The organism is Nocardioides sp. (assembly GCF_036493135.1).
In the GTDB taxonomy this organism is placed as follows: domain Bacteria; phylum Actinomycetota; class Actinomycetes; order Propionibacteriales; family Nocardioidaceae; genus Nocardioides.
Genome location: NZ_DASXQG010000042.1, coordinates 22,112 through 42,126 on the forward strand (window position 1 = coordinate 22,112; position 20,015 = coordinate 42,126).

17 protein-coding genes are annotated in these 20,015 nt (G+C 69.5%); 11 read left to right on the forward strand and 6 right to left on the reverse strand.

What is annotated here, in order from left to right; translation table 11 throughout:
• Positions 1-5: 5 nt before the first annotated feature.
• Genes ilvA through VGJ24_RS06615 form a run of 4 tightly spaced genes read right to left on the reverse strand, consistent with a single transcriptional unit; the run spans position 6 to position 5,163 of the window.
• Positions 6-1,220, reverse strand: coding sequence for a threonine ammonia-lyase (ilvA, locus tag VGJ24_RS06600; protein ID WP_331499716.1), 1,215 nt, complete (start codon positions 1,218-1,220; stop codon positions 6-8).
• Positions 1,213-2,616 carry an AI-2E family transporter gene (locus tag VGJ24_RS06605; RefSeq protein WP_331499717.1) on the reverse strand — a complete coding sequence of 468 codons (1,404 nt, stop codon included), beginning with the start codon at positions 2,614-2,616 and terminating at the stop codon, positions 1,213-1,215. Before VGJ24_RS06605 ends, ilvA begins: the two co-directional genes overlap by 8 nt.
• Positions 2,613-4,004 carry a glutamate mutase L gene (locus tag VGJ24_RS06610; RefSeq protein ID WP_331499718.1) on the reverse strand — a complete coding sequence of 464 codons (1,392 nt, stop codon included), beginning with the start codon at positions 4,002-4,004 and terminating at the stop codon, positions 2,613-2,615. The genes VGJ24_RS06605 and VGJ24_RS06610 overlap by 4 nt, the downstream gene beginning before the upstream one ends.
• Complete coding sequence (locus tag VGJ24_RS06615; protein ID WP_331499719.1) at positions 3,997-5,163, reverse strand: cystathionine gamma-synthase; 1,167 nt, start codon at positions 5,161-5,163, stop codon at positions 3,997-3,999. The genes VGJ24_RS06610 and VGJ24_RS06615 overlap by 8 nt, the downstream gene beginning before the upstream one ends.
• Before the next feature lie 156 nt (positions 5,164-5,319).
• Here VGJ24_RS06615 and msrA point away from each other — a divergent pair, with 156 nt between their 5' ends.
• The 9 genes from msrA (at position 5,320) to VGJ24_RS06660 (ending at position 14,975) form a co-directional block, all read left to right on the forward strand.
• The gene (msrA, locus tag VGJ24_RS06620; protein WP_414691046.1) at positions 5,320-5,976 is read left to right on the forward strand and encodes a peptide-methionine (S)-S-oxide reductase MsrA; all 657 of its coding nucleotides are present in this window, start codon (positions 5,320-5,322) and stop codon (positions 5,974-5,976) included.
• A 141-nt stretch (positions 5,977-6,117) separates the two neighbouring features.
• A complete protein-coding gene (locus VGJ24_RS06625) occupies positions 6,118-7,275 on the forward strand; it encodes an acyltransferase (RefSeq protein WP_331499720.1) in 1,158 nt (385 codons plus the stop codon).
• Entirely contained in the window at positions 7,272-7,631 is a 360-nt protein-coding gene (locus VGJ24_RS06630; protein ID WP_331499721.1) for a YciI family protein, read from the forward strand. Before VGJ24_RS06625 ends, VGJ24_RS06630 begins: the two co-directional genes overlap by 4 nt.
• A gap of 150 nt (positions 7,632-7,781) precedes the next feature.
• Positions 7,782-8,969 (forward strand): hypothetical protein, encoded by a 1,188-nt coding sequence (locus VGJ24_RS06635; protein ID WP_331499722.1) that lies wholly within the window; start codon positions 7,782-7,784, stop codon positions 8,967-8,969.
• Positions 8,970-9,027: 58 nt separating this feature from the next.
• Positions 9,028-10,359, forward strand: a complete 1,332-nt coding sequence (locus VGJ24_RS06640; RefSeq protein ID WP_331499723.1) for an AarF/ABC1/UbiB kinase family protein — start codon at positions 9,028-9,030, stop codon at positions 10,357-10,359.
• A 44-nt stretch (positions 10,360-10,403) separates the two neighbouring features.
• Positions 10,404-11,132 carry a polysaccharide deacetylase family protein gene (locus tag VGJ24_RS06645; protein ID WP_331499724.1) on the forward strand — a complete coding sequence of 243 codons (729 nt, stop codon included), beginning with the start codon at positions 10,404-10,406 and terminating at the stop codon, positions 11,130-11,132.
• Between the two features lie 125 nt (positions 11,133-11,257).
• The gene (locus VGJ24_RS06650) at positions 11,258-12,391 is read left to right on the forward strand and encodes a hypothetical protein (protein WP_331499725.1); all 1,134 of its coding nucleotides are present in this window, start codon (positions 11,258-11,260) and stop codon (positions 12,389-12,391) included.
• Between the two features lie 79 nt (positions 12,392-12,470).
• On the forward strand, positions 12,471-13,601 hold the full coding sequence (locus tag VGJ24_RS06655; RefSeq protein WP_331499726.1) for a hypothetical protein: 1,131 nt from the start codon (positions 12,471-12,473) through the stop codon (positions 13,599-13,601).
• 204 nt (positions 13,602-13,805) lie between these two features.
• Entirely contained in the window at positions 13,806-14,975 is a 1,170-nt protein-coding gene (locus tag VGJ24_RS06660; RefSeq protein WP_331499727.1) for a hypothetical protein, read from the forward strand.
• Between the two features lie 25 nt (positions 14,976-15,000).
• On the opposite strand, the gene VGJ24_RS06665 is transcribed toward VGJ24_RS06660, so the two are convergent.
• A complete protein-coding gene (locus VGJ24_RS06665) occupies positions 15,001-16,548 on the reverse strand; it encodes an oligosaccharide flippase family protein (protein ID WP_331499728.1) in 1,548 nt (515 codons plus the stop codon).
• 145 nt (positions 16,549-16,693) lie between these two features.
• Here VGJ24_RS06665 and VGJ24_RS06670 point away from each other — a divergent pair, with 145 nt between their 5' ends.
• Together VGJ24_RS06670 and VGJ24_RS06675 are read left to right on the forward strand one after the other, a co-directional pair.
• On the forward strand, positions 16,694-17,830 hold the full coding sequence (locus VGJ24_RS06670) for a hypothetical protein (RefSeq protein ID WP_331499729.1): 1,137 nt from the start codon (positions 16,694-16,696) through the stop codon (positions 17,828-17,830).
• Complete coding sequence (locus tag VGJ24_RS06675; protein WP_331499730.1) at positions 17,820-18,674, forward strand: sulfotransferase domain-containing protein; 855 nt, start codon at positions 17,820-17,822, stop codon at positions 18,672-18,674. Before VGJ24_RS06670 ends, VGJ24_RS06675 begins: the two co-directional genes overlap by 11 nt.
• Here VGJ24_RS06675 and VGJ24_RS06680 read toward each other — a convergent pair.
• Positions 18,667-19,965 (reverse strand): O-antigen ligase family protein, encoded by a 1,299-nt coding sequence (locus VGJ24_RS06680; RefSeq protein ID WP_331499731.1) that lies wholly within the window; start codon positions 19,963-19,965, stop codon positions 18,667-18,669. The two genes, VGJ24_RS06675 and VGJ24_RS06680, sit on opposite strands and share 8 nt — an antisense overlap.
• Positions 19,966-20,015 lie beyond the last annotated feature (50 nt).

Consider the following 20,015-nt stretch of genomic DNA (forward strand, 5'->3'; position numbering starts at 1 on the left):
CGCCGCTATTCGAACAGCCTGTACCCGCGCTCGCGCAGGCGGGCCAGCACCACTTCGGCCTGCGCCTCGCCACGCGTCTCGAGCTGGAGGTGCACCTCGACCTCGTCCAGCGACAGGTCGGCGTCGATGCGCGCGTGCGACACCTCGATCACGTTGGCGCCCGCGTCGCCGAGCTCGCCCAGCAGCTTCGCCAGGCCGCCGGGTCGGTCCGGGATGCGCAGCCGCAGGTTGAGGTAGCGGCCGGCGGCGGCCATGCCGTGCTGGATCACCTTGCCGAGCAGCAGCGGGTCGATGTTCCCGCCGGAGAGCACCCCGACCGTCGGCGAGCCGAAGCGGGACGGGTCGTCCAGGATCGCCGCCACCGCAGCGGCACCGGCCGGCTCGACGACCATCTTCGCCCGCTCGAGCGTCGCCAGGACGGCGCGCGAGAGTGAGGCCTCCGACACGGTGACGACCTCGTCGACGAGGTCGCGCACGGTCGCGAACGTGACCTCGCCGGGCACCCCCACCGCGATGCCGTCGGCCATGGTCGACATCGACTCGAGCGCGACGGGATGCCCGGCCGCGAGCGAGTCGGGGTACGCCGCGGCGCCCTCGGCTTGCACACCGATCACCTGGACCTCCGGGTGTTTCGCCTTGACCGCGACCGCGATGCCGCTCAGCAGCCCACCCCCGCCGCAGGGTACGACGATCGTCTCGACGGCCGGTGCCTGCTCGAGGATCTCCAGACCGACGGTCCCCTGTCCCGCGACGACGTCGGCGTTGTCGAAGGGGTGGATCAGGATCGCGCCGGTGCGCTGTTGGAAGGCGCGGGCCTCGGCCAGCGAGTCCTCGAGGTAACGGCCGTGGAACACGACGTCCGCGCCGTACCCCCTCGTCGCCTTCTCCTTGGGGATCGGGGCGCCCTCCGGCATGAAGACGGTCGCCTTGATCCCGAGCGCCTGGGCGGCGAGCGCGACGCCCTGCGCGTGGTTGCCGGCGGACGCGGCGACGACGCCGAGCGCGCGCTCCTCGTCGGAGAGGTGCGACATCCGGGTGTAGGCGCCGCGGACCTTGAACGACCCGGTGCGCTGGAGGTTCTCGCACTTGAGCATGACCGAGCTGCCGGTGAGTGCGGAGAGCCACCTGGACTCCTCCATCGGGGTCCGGAGCGCCAACGGCTTGATCGTCTCCGCGGCCCGCTCGACGTCCGCCAACGACACCCGGAGCACCTCACTCATGGTCCTCCTCGCCGGGGTCGACCGGCTCCGCCGGCGAGCCGGAGTCGAATTGGTCCGCGACCCCCGCGTCCTTCGTGTCGCCGACGAGTCCGTCCTCCGCGTCGCCCGGGGGCCTGCTCGGGGCGTCCGTGTCGACGTGCTGCCCGGTGTCGTCGTAGTCGTGCTCGAGGGCCTCCTCCGGGTCCTCCCCCACCTCGGTCTCGCCGGCCAGGTGCTGCACGACTGCGTTCGCGGCCGCCGCGAAGGGCACCGCGACCAGCGCTCCGGGGATGCCGGCCACGAGGATCCCGGCCGCGATCGCGACGATGATGCCGAGCGGATGGATCGCCACGAAGCGGCCCATCAGGAACGGTTGCAGCACGTGGCTCTCGATCTGCTGCACGAGCACGACCGCCCCGAGCATGAGCAGCGCCACCACGATGCCGTGGTCGACGAAAGCCACCAGGACGGCGACGGTCCCGGCGACGAACGCGCCGATGATCGGGACGAACGCCCCGAGGAAGACCAGCACGCCGATCGCGAACACGAACTGCACCTGGAGGATCGACGCCGCGATCATCACGCCGACGGCATCAGTGATCGCCACGATCACCGTGGCGCGTACGAACTGGGTCAGCGAGATCCAGGCGACCCGGCCGGAGCTGTCGACCCGCGACCGCGCCGCGCGCGGAGCGATCCGGACGACCCAGGCCCAGATACGCTCGCCGTCCGCGAGGAAGAAGTACGTCGAGAACAGCACCAGGAACAGTCCGGCGAGCACGTGGCCGAGGGCCGAACCGACGTGCGTGGCCTGGCTGAGGACCTTGCCGGACTTGGCCTGCTCGGCCAGCTTGTCCTGGGCCTTCTGGATGTAGTCACTGATCTGGTTGTTGGAGAGGTGGAGGGGTCCGGTCCTGAGCCAGTCCTTGAGGTCGCCCAGGCCCGAGGAGACCTGCGTCGCGAGGTCGTTGGCGCCGCTGGCGATCTGCTGCCCGGCGAGCGCCAGCATCGCCCCGACCAGGACCAGGAGGCCGAGCACCACGATGCCGGCGCCGGCCTTCCGACGGATCCCGATGCGCTCCATCCACGACACGATCGGCGCGCACAGAGCCGTGATGAGGAGCGCGACGATCACCGGGATCGTCAGCTCGGCGAAGTACTCGACGCCACGGAACAGGCCGTACGTCGCGAGCCCGATCATGATCAGCCGCCAGGCCCAGGCGGCCGCGAGGTCGAGCCCCCAGGGCACCTGAGCCCTCGAGAAGTTCGACGGACCTGCGGCGATCGCGGCCGCCTCGCCCCGTCGCTGCTCGGCACGGAGATGGGCCAGCTGGTGGCCCAGACGCTCGGTCAGCCGCTCGCCTGACCCGGCTTTCGGGTCATGACCGCCGGGTGGCGAGCTGGCGTCGTTGCTCACGGAGTCACCCTAGGTGTTCTGCCCTCGGCGAGACGGCCGACGAGGCGTCGCGCGGCGTCGCGGTGCTCGGCGGCCAGGAGCCCGGCGGCGGCCAGGACGTAATTGGCGTCGACGGTGACATCGGCGCGGCGCGGCAGCTGCCAGCCGCCCTCGACCTCGTCGACGCTGCCGGCGAAGATCCGGTCGGCCACGCCGGGCCGACCGTGCCGGAGCACGCCGCCGGAGCCGACGAGCAGGTCGACCTCGCGGAGATCCTTTCCGCTGCGCTCGACGACCCGTCCCTCGGGGCTGACCACGACCTTGCTCCGGCCGGCGTGGCGACGCAGGGCCAGCCCGACCGCCTCGCGGGCGATCTGCTCGTCGAGGTCGCACTCGGCGTCGTCGTGGGGCACGAATCCGACGTCGGCGCGACGACGTACCGCTGCTTCGGTCAGATCGGCCCGGCCGGCGGCCTCGACGGTCGTCACCGCCGACCAGCGCATGCCGAGGTCGCCCTCCACGGTGCGGGTGACCCGGGTGGTCGCCACCACCTCGCGGCTGAGGCCGGCGTCCTCCGGGTCGAGCTCGACGACGCTGTGTACGTCGGTCGTGGCCCCGCCGACGTCGACGACCACGGTGTCTCCGGCGACGTCGGCCAGGAGCTCGACGCCGGTCAGCACCACATCGGGAGTCGCGCCCTGCACCATCGCGAGGAAGTCGTCGCGGCTGCTCAGGTGCTTGCCGCCGATGACATGCGAGAGGAAGAGCTCGCGGATCGCCGTACGGGCGCCCTCGGGGGCGAGGACGCCGATCCGCGGCACGATGTTCGGCGCGACCACGAGCGGGTGGTGGGCCAGGATCTCCGCCACGTCGGCCTGGGCGTCGACATTGCCGGCGACGACGACCGGGCCCTGCCAGGTTGTGGCGAGCGCGCGTGCGCAGGCCAGGATCGGCTCGCGGTTTCCGCCATCGGTGCCCCCGGTGAGCAGCACGACGTCGGGCTCGCAGCCGGGGATCTCGCCCAGGTCGTCGCCGCGGCTGGCCGCGAACACCGCGACCACCTTCCCGCCGCTCGACAGCGCGACCCGCCGTCCCGCCTCGGCGGTGACGAGCTCCTCGTTGCCGACGACCGCGATCCTCAGACCCCCGCCGGCGCTGGAACAGGCCAGGGTCGGCGCATCGCTCGCGCGGGGGTCCTGTTCGCGCAGCGCCGCGAGGCATGCGTCGTACGCGTCCAGGACGTCGGTGTCGATCGTGGTGCGGTGCTCGGCGGCCGCGACGATGGTGCCGGCGGTCACGTCGACGAGCGAGGCCTTGGTGAACGTCGAGCCGAAGTCGACGCAGATGACGAGGCCCTGCTCAGGTCCCGGTGGTGTCGAGACAGGCGCCAGGACGCCTTCCTCAGCCACCGGAAAGCGCACGGTCGAGGTCCGCGATCAGGTCGTCGACGGTCTCGATCCCGACGCTGAGCCGGATCAGGTCTCCGGGGACCTCGAGCTCGGTGCCGGCGACACTCATGTGGGTCATCCGGCCCGGGTGCTCGATCAGGCTCTCCACGCCGCCCAGCGACTCCCCGAGCGTGAACACCTCCGCCCGGCCACAGGTGTCGACGGCGGCCTGCTCGCCGTCCGTGTGACGGAAGCTGACCATGCCGCCGAACCTCTTCATCTGACGCGCCGCCACGTCGTGGCCCGGGTGCTCGGGGAGACCGGGGAAGTAGATCGTGGCGACCTTGGGGTGCGCCGACAGGAACTCCACCACCCGCTCGGCGTTGTCGCAGTGCCGGTCCATCCGGACCCCGAGCGTCTTGATGCCGCGGTGGGTGAGGAAGCAGTCGAACGGACCGGGGACCGCACCCATCGCGTTCTGATGGAAGGTGATCGCCTCGGCCAGGTCGAGGTCGCGGACCACGACGGCGCCACCGACCACGTCGCTGTGCCCGCCGACGTACTTGGTCGTCGAGTGGACGACGATGTCGGCCCCGAGGCTGAGCGGCTGCTGGAGGTACGGCGACGCGAAGGTGTTGTCGACGACCAGCAGCGCACCGGCGTCGTGGGCCAAGGAGGCGAGGGCCTCGATGTCGGCGATGTTGAGCAGCGGGTTGGTGGGTGTCTCTACCCAGACCATGCGCGTGGCGCCGGCGCGCAGGGCCCCGCGGACCGCGTCGACGTCGGAGATCGCGACCGGAGTGTTGTCGAGGCCCCAGCGCTTCTCGACCCTCTCGAAGAGCCGGAAGGTGCCGCCGTACGCGTCGTCCGGGATCACCACGTGGTCGCCGGGGCTGGTCAAGGCGCGCAGGATCGTGTCCTCGGCGGCCAGACCGCTGGCGAACGCGAACCCCCGCTCCCCCTCCTCCAGCGCCGCCAGCGCACCCTCGAGGGCGGTCCGGGTCGGGTTGGCACTACGGCTGTACTCGTAGCCGCCGCGCAGTCCGCCGACACCGTCCTGCTTGTACGTGCTGGTGGCGTAGATGGGCGCGATCACCGCGCCCGTGCTCGGGTCGGGCTCGTAACCGGCATGGATGGCGCGGGTGTCGAAACCGGACTTCTGTCGGTGCTCCTGGGTCACGGAGCCACGGTAGTGGTGGTTTCGAGACGGCCGCAGAGCGACCTCCTCAACCAGCGAAAGACGTCATGGACTCGTCACCGCCGCCGGGAACGACGCGGCTCCCTACGGTGTTGCAGACTGTGAGAGCACCATCCAGGTGCTCGTGAAGGAGTCAACGTGTCGATCTTCTCCCGCCGTTCTACCACCCTGCCGAACGCCGATGAGGCCCTGCGGGGCCGCGACGTACGGTCGTTCACCGTCGCCGACAAGCACGTGGTGCTCGACGCGCCGGTGATCACCGACGAGGTCCCCGAGGGCTACGAGGTCGCGCTGTTCGGGCTCGGCTGCTTCTGGGGCGCCGAGGAGATCTACTGGCAGGTCCCGGGCGTGTGGTCGACCTCCGTCGGGTATGCCGGCGGCGTGACGCCGAACCCGACCTACGACGAGGTCTGCAGTGGCCGTACCGGCCACACCGAGGCCGTGCGGGTCGTCTACGACCCCGCCCAGGTGTCGTACGCCGACCTGGTGAAAACCTTCTTCGAGGTCCACGACCCGACGCAGGGCATGCGCCAGGGCAACGACGTCGGGACGCAGTACCGCTCGGCGATCTACTGGACGACGCCCGAGCAGGAGCAGACCTCCCGCGAGCTGACCAAGATCTACGGCGACGAGCTGCACCGGCAGCGCATCGGCGACATCACCACCGAGGTCCGCCCCGCCTCGGAGATCACCTACTACTACGCCGAGGACCACCACCAGCAGTACCTCGCCAAGAACCCGTTCGGGTATCGCTGCCACTCGAGCACCGGCATCCGCTTCCCCGAAACCGCCTGACAACTACTGAAGAGGAAGGGGCCACCTGGCCCCTTCCTCTCAGAGGTCTACTCGACGCAGAGCTCGTTCCCCGGGGTCCCCCACCCGCGCTTCGAACCGAGTGCTTCGAACCGCGGATGAGGCTGGTGCGTAGATTCGGTTGTGATCGACGCTGGTCACCAGCCTGGACTGGATGGCGTCCGGGGGGTGGCGATCCTCCTGGTCCTGGGCCAGCACGCCCCGACCAAGCCGCTCGTCAACGGCTACGTCGGCGTGACCGTGTTCTTCTGCCTGTCGGGGTATCTGATCACCACCCTCCTGGTCCGCGAGCTCCACACCGGCACCATCGATCTGCGCGCGTTCTACCGCCGACGCGCGGCGCGCCTCGGCCCGGGCTTGTTGACGGTCGTCGCGGTGACGACCGTCGTGCTGCTCATCGACCGACGAGACCTCGGTGTCGGGCAGGTCCTGGCCCCCGCCGGCACGGCTCTTGCGTATGCCACCAGCCTCTATGACTGGACCGGCCACTTCTTCGCCACCTACGACTACTTCAACTACACCTGGTCGCTCTCGGTCGAAGAGCAGTTCTACCTGCTGTGGCCGTTCGCGCTGCTCTGGGGCTACCGCCGCAACCCTCGCCTGTTCACCGCGCTCACCGTGGCCCTCATCGGGATCACCCTCGGGCTCAACCTCTACCTCGGCCTGAGTCAAGCGGTGCGGTTCGATCCGCACGAGTACGTCGGGAGCGACACCAATGCGCTGCCCATCCTGGTCGGCTGCCTGCTTGCGCTCGTCGTTCAGAACGACTGGCTGTCACAGTCGGTCCGCTACCTGGCGCCGGGTGCGCTGCTGGCGCTCGCCCTCCTGCCCGTCCTGGCCGCTCGGAACGACACCACTCGCACCTCCCTGGTGACGGTCACGGGGACCGGACTGACTCTCGTGCTGTTGATCGGAGTCGTGACCCGGCCGCTATCGGCAGTTGGATCGCTGCTGTCGACCGGCCCGATGCGGTGGCTCGGTGAGCGGTCGTATTCGATCTATCTCTGGAATGTCCTGGCGCGCATCGCGATACTTCACGCACTCGGGCATACGGTCGTCGGTGATCTCGCCTGGATTGCCATGGCGGTCGTGCTGGCTGAGGCGAGCTTCCGGTTGGTTGAGCGCCCGCTGCGGGCCAGGTTCGGGCGACGATCCGGGGTGGCCGCACGCGACCGGCGGTGTTTGATTCTCCGGGAAACCGTGTCGGATTCGCCTGTCGCCGTTCGTGGGGTGGGTGAACGCGGACCACTGGGTGCGCCACAGGAGAAGGAGCGGTCATGACCGAGTACCTCATGTACTTCAACCAACAGTGGGTGGGCGACCACACCGAGGAGTGGTTCCGTGGGCGCGGACCGCTCGCCATGGCGGTGGTGGAAGAGATGAAGACGGCCGGCGTGTACGTCTTCGCCGGGGGGCTCGAGGAGGAGGACGGGCCAGTCTACGGCGCCGACCCCACCAGCGGCACCGTGGTGATCACCGACGGACCCTACGTCGAGACCAAGGAGTTTTTGGGCGGGTTCGCCGTGGTGGACGTGGCCGATGACGAGGCCGCCAAGATGTGGGCCGGCAAGGTGGCGGAGGCGTGCGGCTGGCCCCATGAGGTCCGCCGCTTCAAGCCGCAGCCTCGGGTCGAGTGACTTCATCGTCGAGCACGGGCGGGCTCACCCGCTCGGGGTTCGCCGCGGGAGTCTCCGGCAGCGACCGCGGCGGGTAATTTTTCGGGGGTTGTGCCCCAGGGCGGTTGAGCCGTGTGTCACGATCGGGTCGAAGCTGCCCTGGGGGATCCAATGCTCGACCGACCTTTGCTCCGGCGCGCCCTCGTGGCCGCCACCAGCCTGATGCTGGCTCCGCTCGCCCTGCTGCCGGTCATGGAGACCGCCCACGCGGGTGGCTCGCGACTCGGCAACATCTCCGCCGCGACGTACCAGACGAACGGTCGCGTCTCCGCGATCATCGTCGTGCGGAACACGATCTACATCGGTGGTGACTTCACCGCGGTCCGACCATCCGGGGCAGCTCCCGGCACGCGGGAGGTTCCGCGCGCACACCTGGCCGCCTTCCGGGCGGACAACGGGAGGCTCCGCGCCTGGAACCCGGGAGCGAACGGCTCCGTCTCCGCCCTGGCGACCTCGGCGGACCGCAAGGTCATCTACGTCGGCGGCAAGTTCAGCAGGCTGGCAGGTGCTCGCCGCCACAACGCGGGGGCCGTGAAGGCCGCGACCGGCGCGATCACGCGCTTCCACGCGAACACCAACGGCGAAGTGCTCGCCCTCTACCGGACCCGCTCGCGGCTCTACCTCGGCGGCTCGTTCACGAGCGTGAGGCACACGCACCGGAAGCGCATCGCCGCGCTCACCCTGGGCGGGCGACTGATCCGCACCTGGCATCCGGGTGCGAACAACTCCGTGCGGACCATCCAGGTGTCGCGCGACCGGACCAAGGTCTTTCTCGGAGGCGAGTTCAACATCGTCAACGGGCGCTCCGAGCCGCACCTGGCCAAGCTGTCGTCGACAGGGAAGCTGCTGCCGTGGCGGCGGCACCCGGGCTTCCCCGTGTGGCAGATCGTCCTCACCAAGAAGCGCGTGTTCGCCGGCGGCAACGGACCCGGCGGCCGGGTCGCCGCGTACACGACCGGCGGCAGAAAGGCCTGGTCGATCCAGACCGACGGCGGAGTCCAGACGATCGCTCTCTCTGACGGGGCCCTGCTTGCGGGGGGCCACTTCCGCAACGTCTGCGTCGGCAACATCGGCGGGCCGCAGATCGGCTTCGACTGCCTGCAGGTCCTGGCCCCCCGAGCGCATCTGCTGGCGCTGAGCCCCAAGACCGGCGCGCTGAGGCCGTGGAAGCCGCACGCGAACAGCGGACTCGGAGTGTTCTCACTCGCGACCTCGGCCTCCACCGTCTACGCCGGTGGGGTGTTCACCGAGATCAACGAGGCTCCCCAGCAAGCGTTCGTCGGCTTCCCGAGGAGCTGATCAGGGGCCGGCCGTGCGCCGGCGGTCCCGGCACCCATGCGTCAGGGAGAATGACGACATGACCGAGCTGCCCCGCAGGGCCGTCGCGCGCACCGCGCGGTTGGCGGCGCTGCCGCTCGGGTACGCCGGACGGAACGCGCTCGGACTCGGCAAACGCCTCGGAGGGCGCCCGGCGGAGGCGGTGATGAGCGAGATCCAGCAGCGGACCGCCGAGCAGCTGTTCCGGACCCTGGGCGAGCTCAAGGGCGGAGCGATGAAGTTCGGACAGGCGATGTCGGTGCTCGAGGCCGCCCTGCCCGACGAGCTGGTCGCGCCGTACCGCACCGAGCTGACCCGGCTCCAGGACTCCGCGCCCCCGATGCCGACCCAGACGGTCCGCGACCAGATCGAGCAGGACCTCGGCGCCGACTGGAGAGACGAGCTGGTGTGGCTGGACGGCGGTCCGACCGCGGCCGCGAGCATCGGCCAGGTGCACCAGGGCCGCTGGCAGGACCGGCGCGAGGTCGCGGTGAAGGTGCAGTACCCGGGCGCGGGCGAGGCACTGCAGTCGGACCTGCGTCAGCTCGCGCGGCTCGCCCGCACGATCGGCCCGCTCGTCCCGGGCATCGAGGTGAAGCCCCTGATCGAAGAGCTGCAGGCACGCGCCAAGGACGAGCTGGACTACACCCTGGAGGCCGAGGCGCAGCACGCGTTCGCCGACGCCTTCCGCGACGACCCCGACATCGTGGTGCCCGACGTCGTCGCCGTCGGTCACCAGGTCCTGGTCACGGAGTGGCTGGACAGCCCGGCCTCGCTCGCGTCGGTGATCCGCGACGGGACGCAGGAGGAGCGCGACCACTACGGCGAGCTGTTCGTGCGGTTCCTCTTCGCCGGGCCGTCGCGCACCGGGATGCTGCATGCCGACCCCCACCCCGGCAACTTCCGGATCCTCCCGAACGACGACGGCAGCCCGGGCCGGCTCGGGGTGCTGGACTTCGGGGCTGTCGCCCGCCTCCCGGACGCGGGGCTCCCGGAGGCCATGGGGCGGCTGATCCGCATGGCCGGGGACCGTGCACCGGACGAGCTCGCGGCGGGGCTGCGCGAGGAAGGCTTCATCAAGCCCGGGCTCGACGTCGACCCGGCGCTCGTCCTGGACTACCTGTCGCCGTTCGTCGAGCCGACCCTGGTCGAACGCTTCCGCTTCTCGCGGGAGTGGATGCAGGGTCAGTTCCAGCGGATCAACAACCCCAAGGAGCCGACGTACGCCGTGGCGCTCAAGCTCAACCTGCCGCCGGCGTACCTGCTCATCCACCGCACCTGGCTGGGTGGCGTCGGGGTGCTCAGCCAGCTCGGCGCCGAGGCGCCGTTCCGGGCGATCCTGGAGGAGAACCTCCCCGGCTTCGCCGGCTGACGTTACGGTGACCGCACCATGAGCCCACGAACCTCGGAGCGCGTGTGACCATCCTCTGCTACCACTCGGTGGATCCGGCGTGGGAGTCGCCGCTGGCGATGCGGCCCGCCGAGTTCGCCGACCACGCCGCGTGGTTGGCCCGGCACCGCACCGTCGTGCCGCTCGGCGAGGCCGTGCCGCGCCTTGACCGCAAGGGACGGCTCCCGCGCGGGATGGCGGCGCTGACCTTCGACGACGGCTTCACCGGGGTCCTCGAGCATGCGCTGCCCGAGGTGCAGCGCCACCGGCTCCCGATGACGATCTTCCTGGTGGCGCAGACCCTCACCGACGAGAGCCTCGACGCGTGGTGGGTGCGCACCCCGCCGCCGTGGCCCCTCACCACGCTGACGGTCGAGGAGGTCCTGCACCTGCGCGACCTCGGTGTCGACCTGCAGTCACACAGCTGGGCCCACCAGGACCTGCCCGAGCTCGACGAGGGCGCCTGCGTGGGCGATCTGCGCCGCAGCCGGGAGTTCCTCGAGGACCTGCTGAAGACCCCGGTGCCGTTCCTCGCCTACCCACGCGGCCTCCACGACGACGGCGTACGACGAGCGGCCCGCCTGGCCGGGTACAGCCATGCCTTCGCGCTGCCCGAGGGCCCCGAGCGGGTCGACGAGTACGCCGTACCGCGCGTGGGGATCCATCGCGGCAACGGCACCCGGACGCTGGCGGTAAAATCTCATCGGCGCTACCTCGACGTCCGGCACTCCCGGCTCCTGCGCAGACACGGGTGATTCGGGCCGTTTGCGCCCCCTGAGCGGCGACTCCTCAAGATTGGGGAATCGTGCCTTCGCGGGGTCAATCTGCGGCATCTGCTCCTTATGCTCCGCGTACAGGTTGAACCTTTGGGGGGCTCGCCATGCGTCGGACGCGCACATTTGCATTCCTCGCCACGGCCGCGACGAGCGTGGCGACCGTGCTCGGTCTCGCCGCGCCCGCCCACGCCAACTATGCACACGACCCGATCACCTTGCCCTGGAACCCGGCCGGTGCGGTACACGCCAGCCTCTCGAACAACGGCGTCGTCTACCTGGGCGGCAAGCTCGACGGGACCGGTGGCATCGCCGCGGTCGACGCCGCCTCCGGCAACCTGCTGTGGCTGGTTCCGGCCAACAACGACGTGCGTGCGCTCGCCCTGTCGGCGGACGGCAGCACGCTCTACGCCGGCGGGAACTTCACCACGGTCAACGGCGTCACCCACCGTCACGTGGCCGCGCTCAGCACCGCCAACCACAGCCTGGTCACCGCGTTCAAGGGCGTGGCGGGTGGCACGGTCCGCGACCTGATCGTGAGCGGCAGCGATCTCTACGTCGCCGGCAAGATCACCACCGTCGGGGGTGTCGCCCAGCGTGGGATCGGGGCCCTCAACGCCACGACGGGGACCCGCGACGCGAGCTTCACGTTCTCGGCCGACAACGACGTGCTCGGCCTGGCCCTGACCGGCACCCGGCTGATCCTGAGCGGCTCGTTCACCCACATCAACGGCGTGGCTCGCAACGAGCTGGCATCCATCGACCTGCCCACCAACACCCTGACCGGCTGGGCGCCGGCCAAGCTGTGCTCGAGCTGCGACCAGTACTGGGACGTTCAGACCGACGGCACCAACGCCTACGTCGCGACCTCAGGAAACGCCGCCGGCGCATTCAGCCTGGCCACCGGCCTGCAGCCCTGGCGCATCATCCGTGGCACCGGCGACTTCCAGGCTGCCTGGCTGCCCGGCGACGGCAAGGTCTACTTCGGCGGCCACTTCGGCCTGGGCGTCTGGAGCGGGCCCATGCCGCAGAACATCGTCGACGCGAAGATGCTGGTGTCGGTGTTCACCGCGAACGGCTCGATCGACCCGTCGTGGACGCCGACGCTCTACAAGGCCTATCCCGGCGTCTGGTCGTTCACCTCCACCGCCGGCAAGTTGTGGGTCGGTGGCGACTTCACCGGCGAACAGGTGAATGGACAGAACAACAAGAAGCCGTACTTCGCCGCGTATCCAGGGTGATCGCAGCGGATCCACACAACCGTCTCATTTGGGGGAAGACACCATGCGTTGGACCAGCAGATTTGCGACCGTAGCCGTAGTGGCGGGGGCGGTCACGACCGCTCTCGGTTTGTCCGCTGCGAACGCGGCCTACACCCCGCAGGCCCTTCCCCTGCCGTGGCACCCGACCGGGGCAGTGCACTCCAGCCTCGCGGGCAACGGTGTGCTGTACGTCGGTGGCAAGCTCGACGGCATTGGCGGCATCGCCGCGATCGACCCTGCCACCGGCAACACGCTCTGGGTGGTGCCCGCCAACAAGGACGTCCGCGCGCTGGCGCTGTCGCCCGACGGCAACACGCTGTACGCCGGCGGAACGTTCAGCACGGTCGACGGTGCCACCCACCGGCACCTCGTCGCGATCAACGTCGCCGACCACACCGTGCTCCCGAAGTGGAAGGCGGCAGCCGCCGGCGAGGTCCGTGACCTGGTCGCCTACGGCAGCGACCTCTACGTCGCCGGGAAGATCACGAGTGTGTCCGGCGTCGCCCACCGCGGCATCGGCGCCGTCGTCGCCGCCACCGGGAAGCTCGACGCGGCCTTCACCTTCCAGGCCAACGGCGATGTCCTCGGTCTGACCATGACCGGTTCTCGGCTGCTCCTGAGCGGCGCGTTCACCCGGATCAACACCACCATCCCGCGCTCCAACCTGGCCATGATCGACCTGTCCGACAACACCTTGTCGAGCTGGGCACCGAGCAAGCTGTGCTTCGACTGTGACCAGTACTGGGACGTGGTCACCGACGGCACGAACGCCTACGTGGGGAGCTCCGGCCTCCAGGGCTTCCTCGGCGCGTTCAACCTGAGCACCGGCCGGCAGCCGTGGCAGCTCGTCTCTGCCGACGGCGACGTCCAGGCCCTCTGGCTCGACCCCGACGGAACGGTCTACCTCGGTGGTCACTTCGCGCACTGGGTCAACAGCGGGTACGCCACCTTCAACCCGCGCAACCCGGTCAGCGTCACCAACGTGGCGGCGGTGTCCACGGCGACCGGTCTGCCCATCGCGTCGTTCAACCCCAGGATCTACAAGCCCTATCCCGGTGTGTGGACCATCACCGCGACCGGCGGGAAGCTGTGGGTGGGTGGCGACTTCCAGGGCGAGGGCGTGCCCGGTAAGAACGGCGTGGTGATCAACAACAAGCTGCCGTTCTTCGCCGCCTATCCCGTCATCTGAGGTCCTGACGTCGAGTCCGCAGACTCGGACAGCCGGCCACGGCGGCGACTGCAGTTGCCACCGTGGTCGGCCTCGTCCCGTCGTCGACCCGCGCCGGCTGAACCAGCCTGATACCTTCTCCCTTTCCGAGACGGGCTGAGAGCAGGCGGAGCAGCTCGGTGGCAGCTCGGTGGGACAGACGCGATCTGGGGGACGGGGAGCGGGATGACGTCGGGACCCTCGAAGCGGGAGAGCGGCGCGGACTCTGCCGAGGCCGACGAGGTGGTGCGCGCCTTCTCGATCCTGGCCCGCGACTCCGCAGGGGACTGGTTCTCCTGCTTCGACACGACCCCCGTCACGAGCAGCTTGGTCAAGCTCTACGCGCGGCCGCGTTGCTTCGTCTATCGGTTCGCCCTCACCGACGGGACGAGTCGGCGTGACGTCGTGGTGAAGATCCGCCATTCACACGAGACGTTGCGACGCGCGGAGCGATTCGGCGACCGGCCTCAGCTCACCCCACAGCGCACGATGTCGGATCGAGACTCGGCCGGCTGCGAGTTCACCGGACTGAGGCAGGCCGCCCAGGCGATGGACGGCGCCGACCCGGAGCGCTTCGGCGTACTGCGTGCCCTGGCGTGGCTGGACGGCCCGGCCGGGATCGTCATGGAGTACGTCGACGAGCCGACGCTGCGGCAGCTGCTGGAGCGCCGCTGGCGGCGCGCCCTGGTCCGGCGGACGAGCCCGAGCGACGAGGAGCAGACGTGGACGGCGTTGGGCGAGTGGCTCCGACGCTTCCACGCCGCCGACAAGGGCGATGCGCTGCCGCCCCGGATGACCCGACGTGACGAGCTGGTCGAGCACGTCCAACGGTCCCGGGAGTTCCTCCTGCGTGCCGGCGCCGAGCCCGGGCCGGTCCATCGGCTGGCCCGCACCGTGGCCGAGCGTGCCGAGCTGGTGTATCCGGTCGAGCTGCCGGCGGCGGCGGGGCACGGCGATTACACCGGCCAGAACGTGTTCGTCGGGCCACGCGGCCGGATCACCGTGTTCGACCCGCTCCCCATGTGGCGGGTGTGCGTGTACGAGGACTTGGCGCGGCTCACGATGGGCGTCCGGCTGCTCGGCCCACAGGTGATGACCCACGGGCGGTTGCTCGACGGCGACCTGTGCGACCGGTGGGAGGCCCGACTGCTCGAGTCCTACGCCGGCGGCGGTCACCCGCCGGCCCACGAGCTGCACCTCTACCAGTCGTTGCTGCTGATGGACCGCTGGGGAGAGCTGGTCGGAAAACGCCCGGCGCGTGGTCGGGCACGCCAGGTCGCACGCCGGGTCCGGGTGCGGGCCGGTAGCGGCTGGTTCGAGCAGCAGGCAGAACGGCTGACCTCGCTGCTGAACTGAGGTGGGGCTCAGCCTGGATCCAGGCTCAGGCCATCAAGAGGCGCAAAGGCTTGATCTTGCGCAGCTCGGGAAACATCGCGAGCAGGTCGAGCTCGCGCCGCGTCACGCGCACCACGCCCAGGGTGACGATGGTCGAGACCAGCATCGCCTCGAGGAAGCCGGGGTTGACGGCCAGCCGGACCGCCACCAGCACGAGCAGACCTGCGGCCACCACGATGTACGGCCGGATCCAGCGCATCGGGTTCGAGCCCCAACCCAGCACCCGGATCAGGGCCATCTGGTTGACGATGTTCTGGGCGGCCATGGTGGCGCCGTTCGCCACCGCGGCACCCGTGGCGCCGTACCTCGGGCTGAGCGCGAATGCCAGGGCGAGGCTGACGACACAGACGCCGAGGTTGGAGTAGATGAGGAACTTGAACTTTCCGTAGACCTGCAGCACGTAGGTGTTGAAGCCCAGCGCGACGCTGACGTAGTAGCCGACCGACAGGGCCACCAGCACCGACGCCGCGCCGGCATAGCGCTCGCCGAAGAGCGTGACGGTGGTTTCTCGGGCGAACACCGTCGTCATCACCATGATCGGGAACGTCGCCACGGCCTGGAAGTGCGAGCTGTGCCAGTAGGTCTCGCGGACCCCTTCATGGTCGCCACGTGTGTGCAGCCGGGCGGTCATCGGCAGGAACATCGTCACGAAGGTCTGATAGACGACCTGGTTGAGGCGCGCCGCCGGCAGTACGGCGCGGAAGTTGGCGAGCGCCTTGGCGCCATGGAAGTGACCCAGGATGATCACGCTTCCGGTGTTGGTGACCAGGTAGACCAGCTCGGTGGTGAGGGTCGGCACCGAGAACGAGAACACCTCCCGGAAGGGGAAGATGACCTTGTCCCGTCCGAGCCGGAAGGTGATGCCCCGCTCGCGCATGACGGCGAAGAAGAGCCAGAAGTAGATCAGGATGCCGAACGCACTGGTGAGCACGTAGCCGAGCGCGAGCGCTGCGACCGTGCCGCCGGTGTAGGCGATGAAGACCACCACGCCGAGCTGCAGCGCCGGCGTCAGGAGGTACTTGCGGAAGAAGATCGCGGTCGGCTTGGAGAAGACGGCGAAGATCGACACGAAGACCTGGTCGAGCGCATTGAGCGGTGCCAGGAACATCAGGGCCAGCAACACCCCGGTGGTGCTCGGGTTGTCGAACGACTTGCCGATCAGTGGCGCCAGGCCGACCGCCATCCCGCCCAGCAGCACGAAAGAGGTGACCGTGATCGCTCCGACGGCCATCAGGATCGCCCCGAACATGCGGGCGTAGTCCTTCTCCTCCTCGTACTTCGCCATGAACCGGCTGAGCCCCCGGCCCTGGCCGAGACTCAGCACGATCCGGCCGGCGGCGGTGATCGTGAAGGCGTAGGCGAAGACGCCGTAGTCGGTCTTGCTGAGCGCGCGGACGATCACGATCTGGGTGAGGACCGTGAAGAGCAGCGAGACGAGGCGCCCGACGAGGAGCAGCATCGAGCCGCGGACGTTCCGCTTGTTGAGCCTGGCGGCGTCCGCGCTGCTGCTCGGTCCCTCCATCTGGTCCGTCATCGCCCCCCCGTGAACATTGCCACCCTGCAGGATAGGGATCCGATGGTGGCTTGCGGAGCGAATCCGAGAACGTCCCCCAATTCAGGGGATCACGGGTATCTCACGATCCTCCCACGGGCACCCACCTGACCCATATCATGACCACGTGGGTGACCGCCGGGGGACGATCGAGTCGCCTGCCTCCATTCAGGCAGGTGGCAAGCACGCGCCGCGTCGTCGCGCCCGCGGGCCCCTCCTCGGGGCTCTCGTGGTGGTGGCGCTGGTGGTTGCGGTGTTCCTCGTCGTCGTGCGCCCCTTCGGTGGTGGCGGGCAGCCCAAGACCGCCCCACCCACCACGGCGCCGTCGAAGTGGCGCGAGGCGCCCCTGGACGCCCAGGGGCGGCCCTACCGGCCGTTCATCGACCAGTCCTGGTGGAACAGCCCCGTCCCGGCGAACGCGCCTCTGGATCCCGACGGTGCACAGATCCTCAACTACCTGAGCACGGCGCCGCAGAGCGGGCACGGCTGTCTGCGCCTCGCGGGTGCCCAGCGGAACAAGTGGGGCCAACCGGCGTACTGGGCGCGGCCCGGCGATCCCGAGTACGACGTGCGTGGCCTGCCCGACGGCGCCCCGCCCGAGATGCGGCACCTGCGCATCCCGGCGGGAGCGCGGAGCGCGAACAACTCCGACGGGACGATGTCGGTCTACGACATGAAGCGGGGGTACGTCGCGCTGCTGACCGACGCCCACTACCGCCCGGCCACCGACACCTGGTCCGCGTCCGGCGGCACGGTCACCTTCGTGGACTCCAACGGCCTGATCGCGGCCTCCGGCAAGTCCGACGACCCGCGCAACGTCGGGACCCACCGGGGCAACAACGGCGCCACGTCGTACGTCCGGTTGGACATGGTCCAGAACGGCGAGGTCCGCAACGTCCTCAAGATCGCCTCCGGTCCCGAGCTGTCGAACCGCTTCGTCTTCCCGATGACCGGCTCCGACGGCGACGAGACCGACCCGTCGGTCGGCGCCCCTCCCGAGGGGCTCAGGATGCGGATCAAGCCGTCGATCAACCTCAAGGCCCTCGGTCTGCACCCGCAGGCGCTGGTGATCGCGGAGGCGCTGCAGAAGTACGGCGTCTACCTCGGCGACTCCGGTGGCACCACCGCTCTCAAGCTCGAGGACACCAAGGCCGAGGGCCGCGGGCAGCTCTGGACGGTCACCGCCAATGACCTCTGCACGCTGCCCTTCACGACCCAATACTGGGACGTCTTGCCGGAAGGATATGACCCGAGTGCGCCCTGACACGGTCCCCGACTTCCTCTACATCGGCACCAGCAAGGCGGGGTCGACCTGGCTCTTCAACGCCTTGGCGATCCACCCCGACGTGTGGCTCGCCTCCAACAAGGGCCTCTACTACTTCGACGCCCACTACGACCGCGGCCTGGACTGGTATCGCGCGCAGTTCGAGGGCGCCGATGGCCGCGCGGTCGGCGAGTTCTCCCACTCCTACCTCTCCTCACCCGAGGCACCGGCGCGGATCGCGACGTACTCGCCCGCCATGCAACTGCTGGTGTGCCTGCGCGAGCCGGTCGACCGGGCGTTCTCCGACTATCTCGACCTGGCCAAGAACAACGGCTTCACCGGGAGCTTCACCGAGGCCGTCGAGCAGTATCCCCGGCTTCTCGACCGCGGGCGCTATGCCACCCACCTGTCCCACTACCTCGAGCACTTCCCGGCGACCCAGATCCATGTCGGCCTCTTCGACGACCTCAAGACCGGCGCTCAGGAGTACGCCGACGAGGTGTACGACTTCCTGGGCATCGACCGGATCTTGCTGTCGGCGGGAGACCTGCGCGAGCGGATGCCGGCGGGTCGGCCGCGGAACTCCGCCATGGTCGGAATGGCCAAGCGCGCCTCGAAGATGGCCGCGTCGGTCGGGATGCGCCGGTGGCGCTCGAAGATCAAGCGCTCCACGGTGGTCCGCTCGGCGCTCTACAAGCAGTACCGGGACGACAAGCCACGCCTCGACCCGGCCGTCGCTGCCGAGCTCCGTCGGGGCTTCGCCGACGAGGTGGCGCGGCTCGACGAGCTGCTGGGCCAGCCCGTCTCCCAGCGCTGGGGCTACACCTCGGCGCAGGTCACCTGACCGGGTCGAGCTCCGCCGCCTCGCGCTCTTCCGCACGTTCGAGGTAGCTCGCGCTGCGATAGAGGGCGACCATGATGAACGCCATCCAGAAGAACTTGTAGCCGAGGTTCGACAAGAACAACGACGCCTGATAGGTGCCGAGCAGGGCCGCCAGCGGTGGACCTCTCACCGCTCGCGGCAGCCGCCATGCCTCGACCAACGAGAGGCCGAGGACCGAGAAGAAGAAGAGCAGGCCGGGGACGCCCAGCTCGATGCCCACCAGCAGGATCACGTTGTGCGGCTGGTAGGAGCCGCCCTTGCCGACCAGCACCTCGGCACCCGGCACCGTCGGTTGGGTGCGCTCGTACACGATCGGGAACGTTTCCCAGCCGGAGCCCAAGGGGCAGTACTGCGGACAGGCCGCCAGGCCCACCTTCCAGATGCTGGTGCGGCCCGATGACGAGGTGGTCGAGACCTCGCGCTCGGCGAGCCCGAGGGGGTGCAGGAAGAAGGCCACCAGTCCGGCGATGACACCGGTGACCAGGAAGGCGGCCAGGATCCCCCGACCTCGCGGGACGGCGGCGATCAGCACCACGATGCACAGGACCGCGGCGAGCATGCCGCCACGCGAGCCGGTCATCACCATGCCGACGAACATCAGGAAGGCGAAGGCGGCATGCAGCCGACGAGTGCTCGCTTTCGGTGCGGTGGCGGCGCGTTGTAGACAGATGCAGAACGGCAGCAGGAAGGCCACGGCGTTGTTGTTGGGACCGAGCATGTCGTTGCCGAAGCGGCCACCGGGTCCCGGCGGCAGCCCCGGTACGTCGTTGGGGAACCCGCCGAGCAGGGTCAGCTGCACCACGCCGTACCCGACCGCGGCGAGGCCACCCGCGATCAGTCCTTGTTCGACCCGGTGGACGATCTCGCGGTCGATCTGGTTCATCGAGATCAGGGCATAGAGCGCGACCAGGCTGCCGATCTCCAGGACACCGTTGGCGGTCAGCGAAGGACCGAGGCTCCACAGCGCCGTGGTGGTGGCGACCGCGACGAAAGCGATCCAGAGGAAGACCGTCCCGGACAGCGGCGCCCGCTGCTTGCGAACGACCACCAGGCGCAGCGTGAGGCCGATCAGCATCAAGAAGCCCAGGATCGAGGAGAGCGAGCTGAAGCGGGAGTGACCGATCCCGATCAGGCTCCCGAACGGGATCGAGGCCGCGAACAACGGGAGCGAGACGGTCAGCGGTTTCTGGATGCAGAGCAGGGCGAAGAGCACCCCGAGCGGGGCGAGCAGCACCAGCATCAGGCCGGACATGGTGCCACCCCCTCACGGTTCCTGCGTGCTAGCCTGTCGACCTTTCTCCG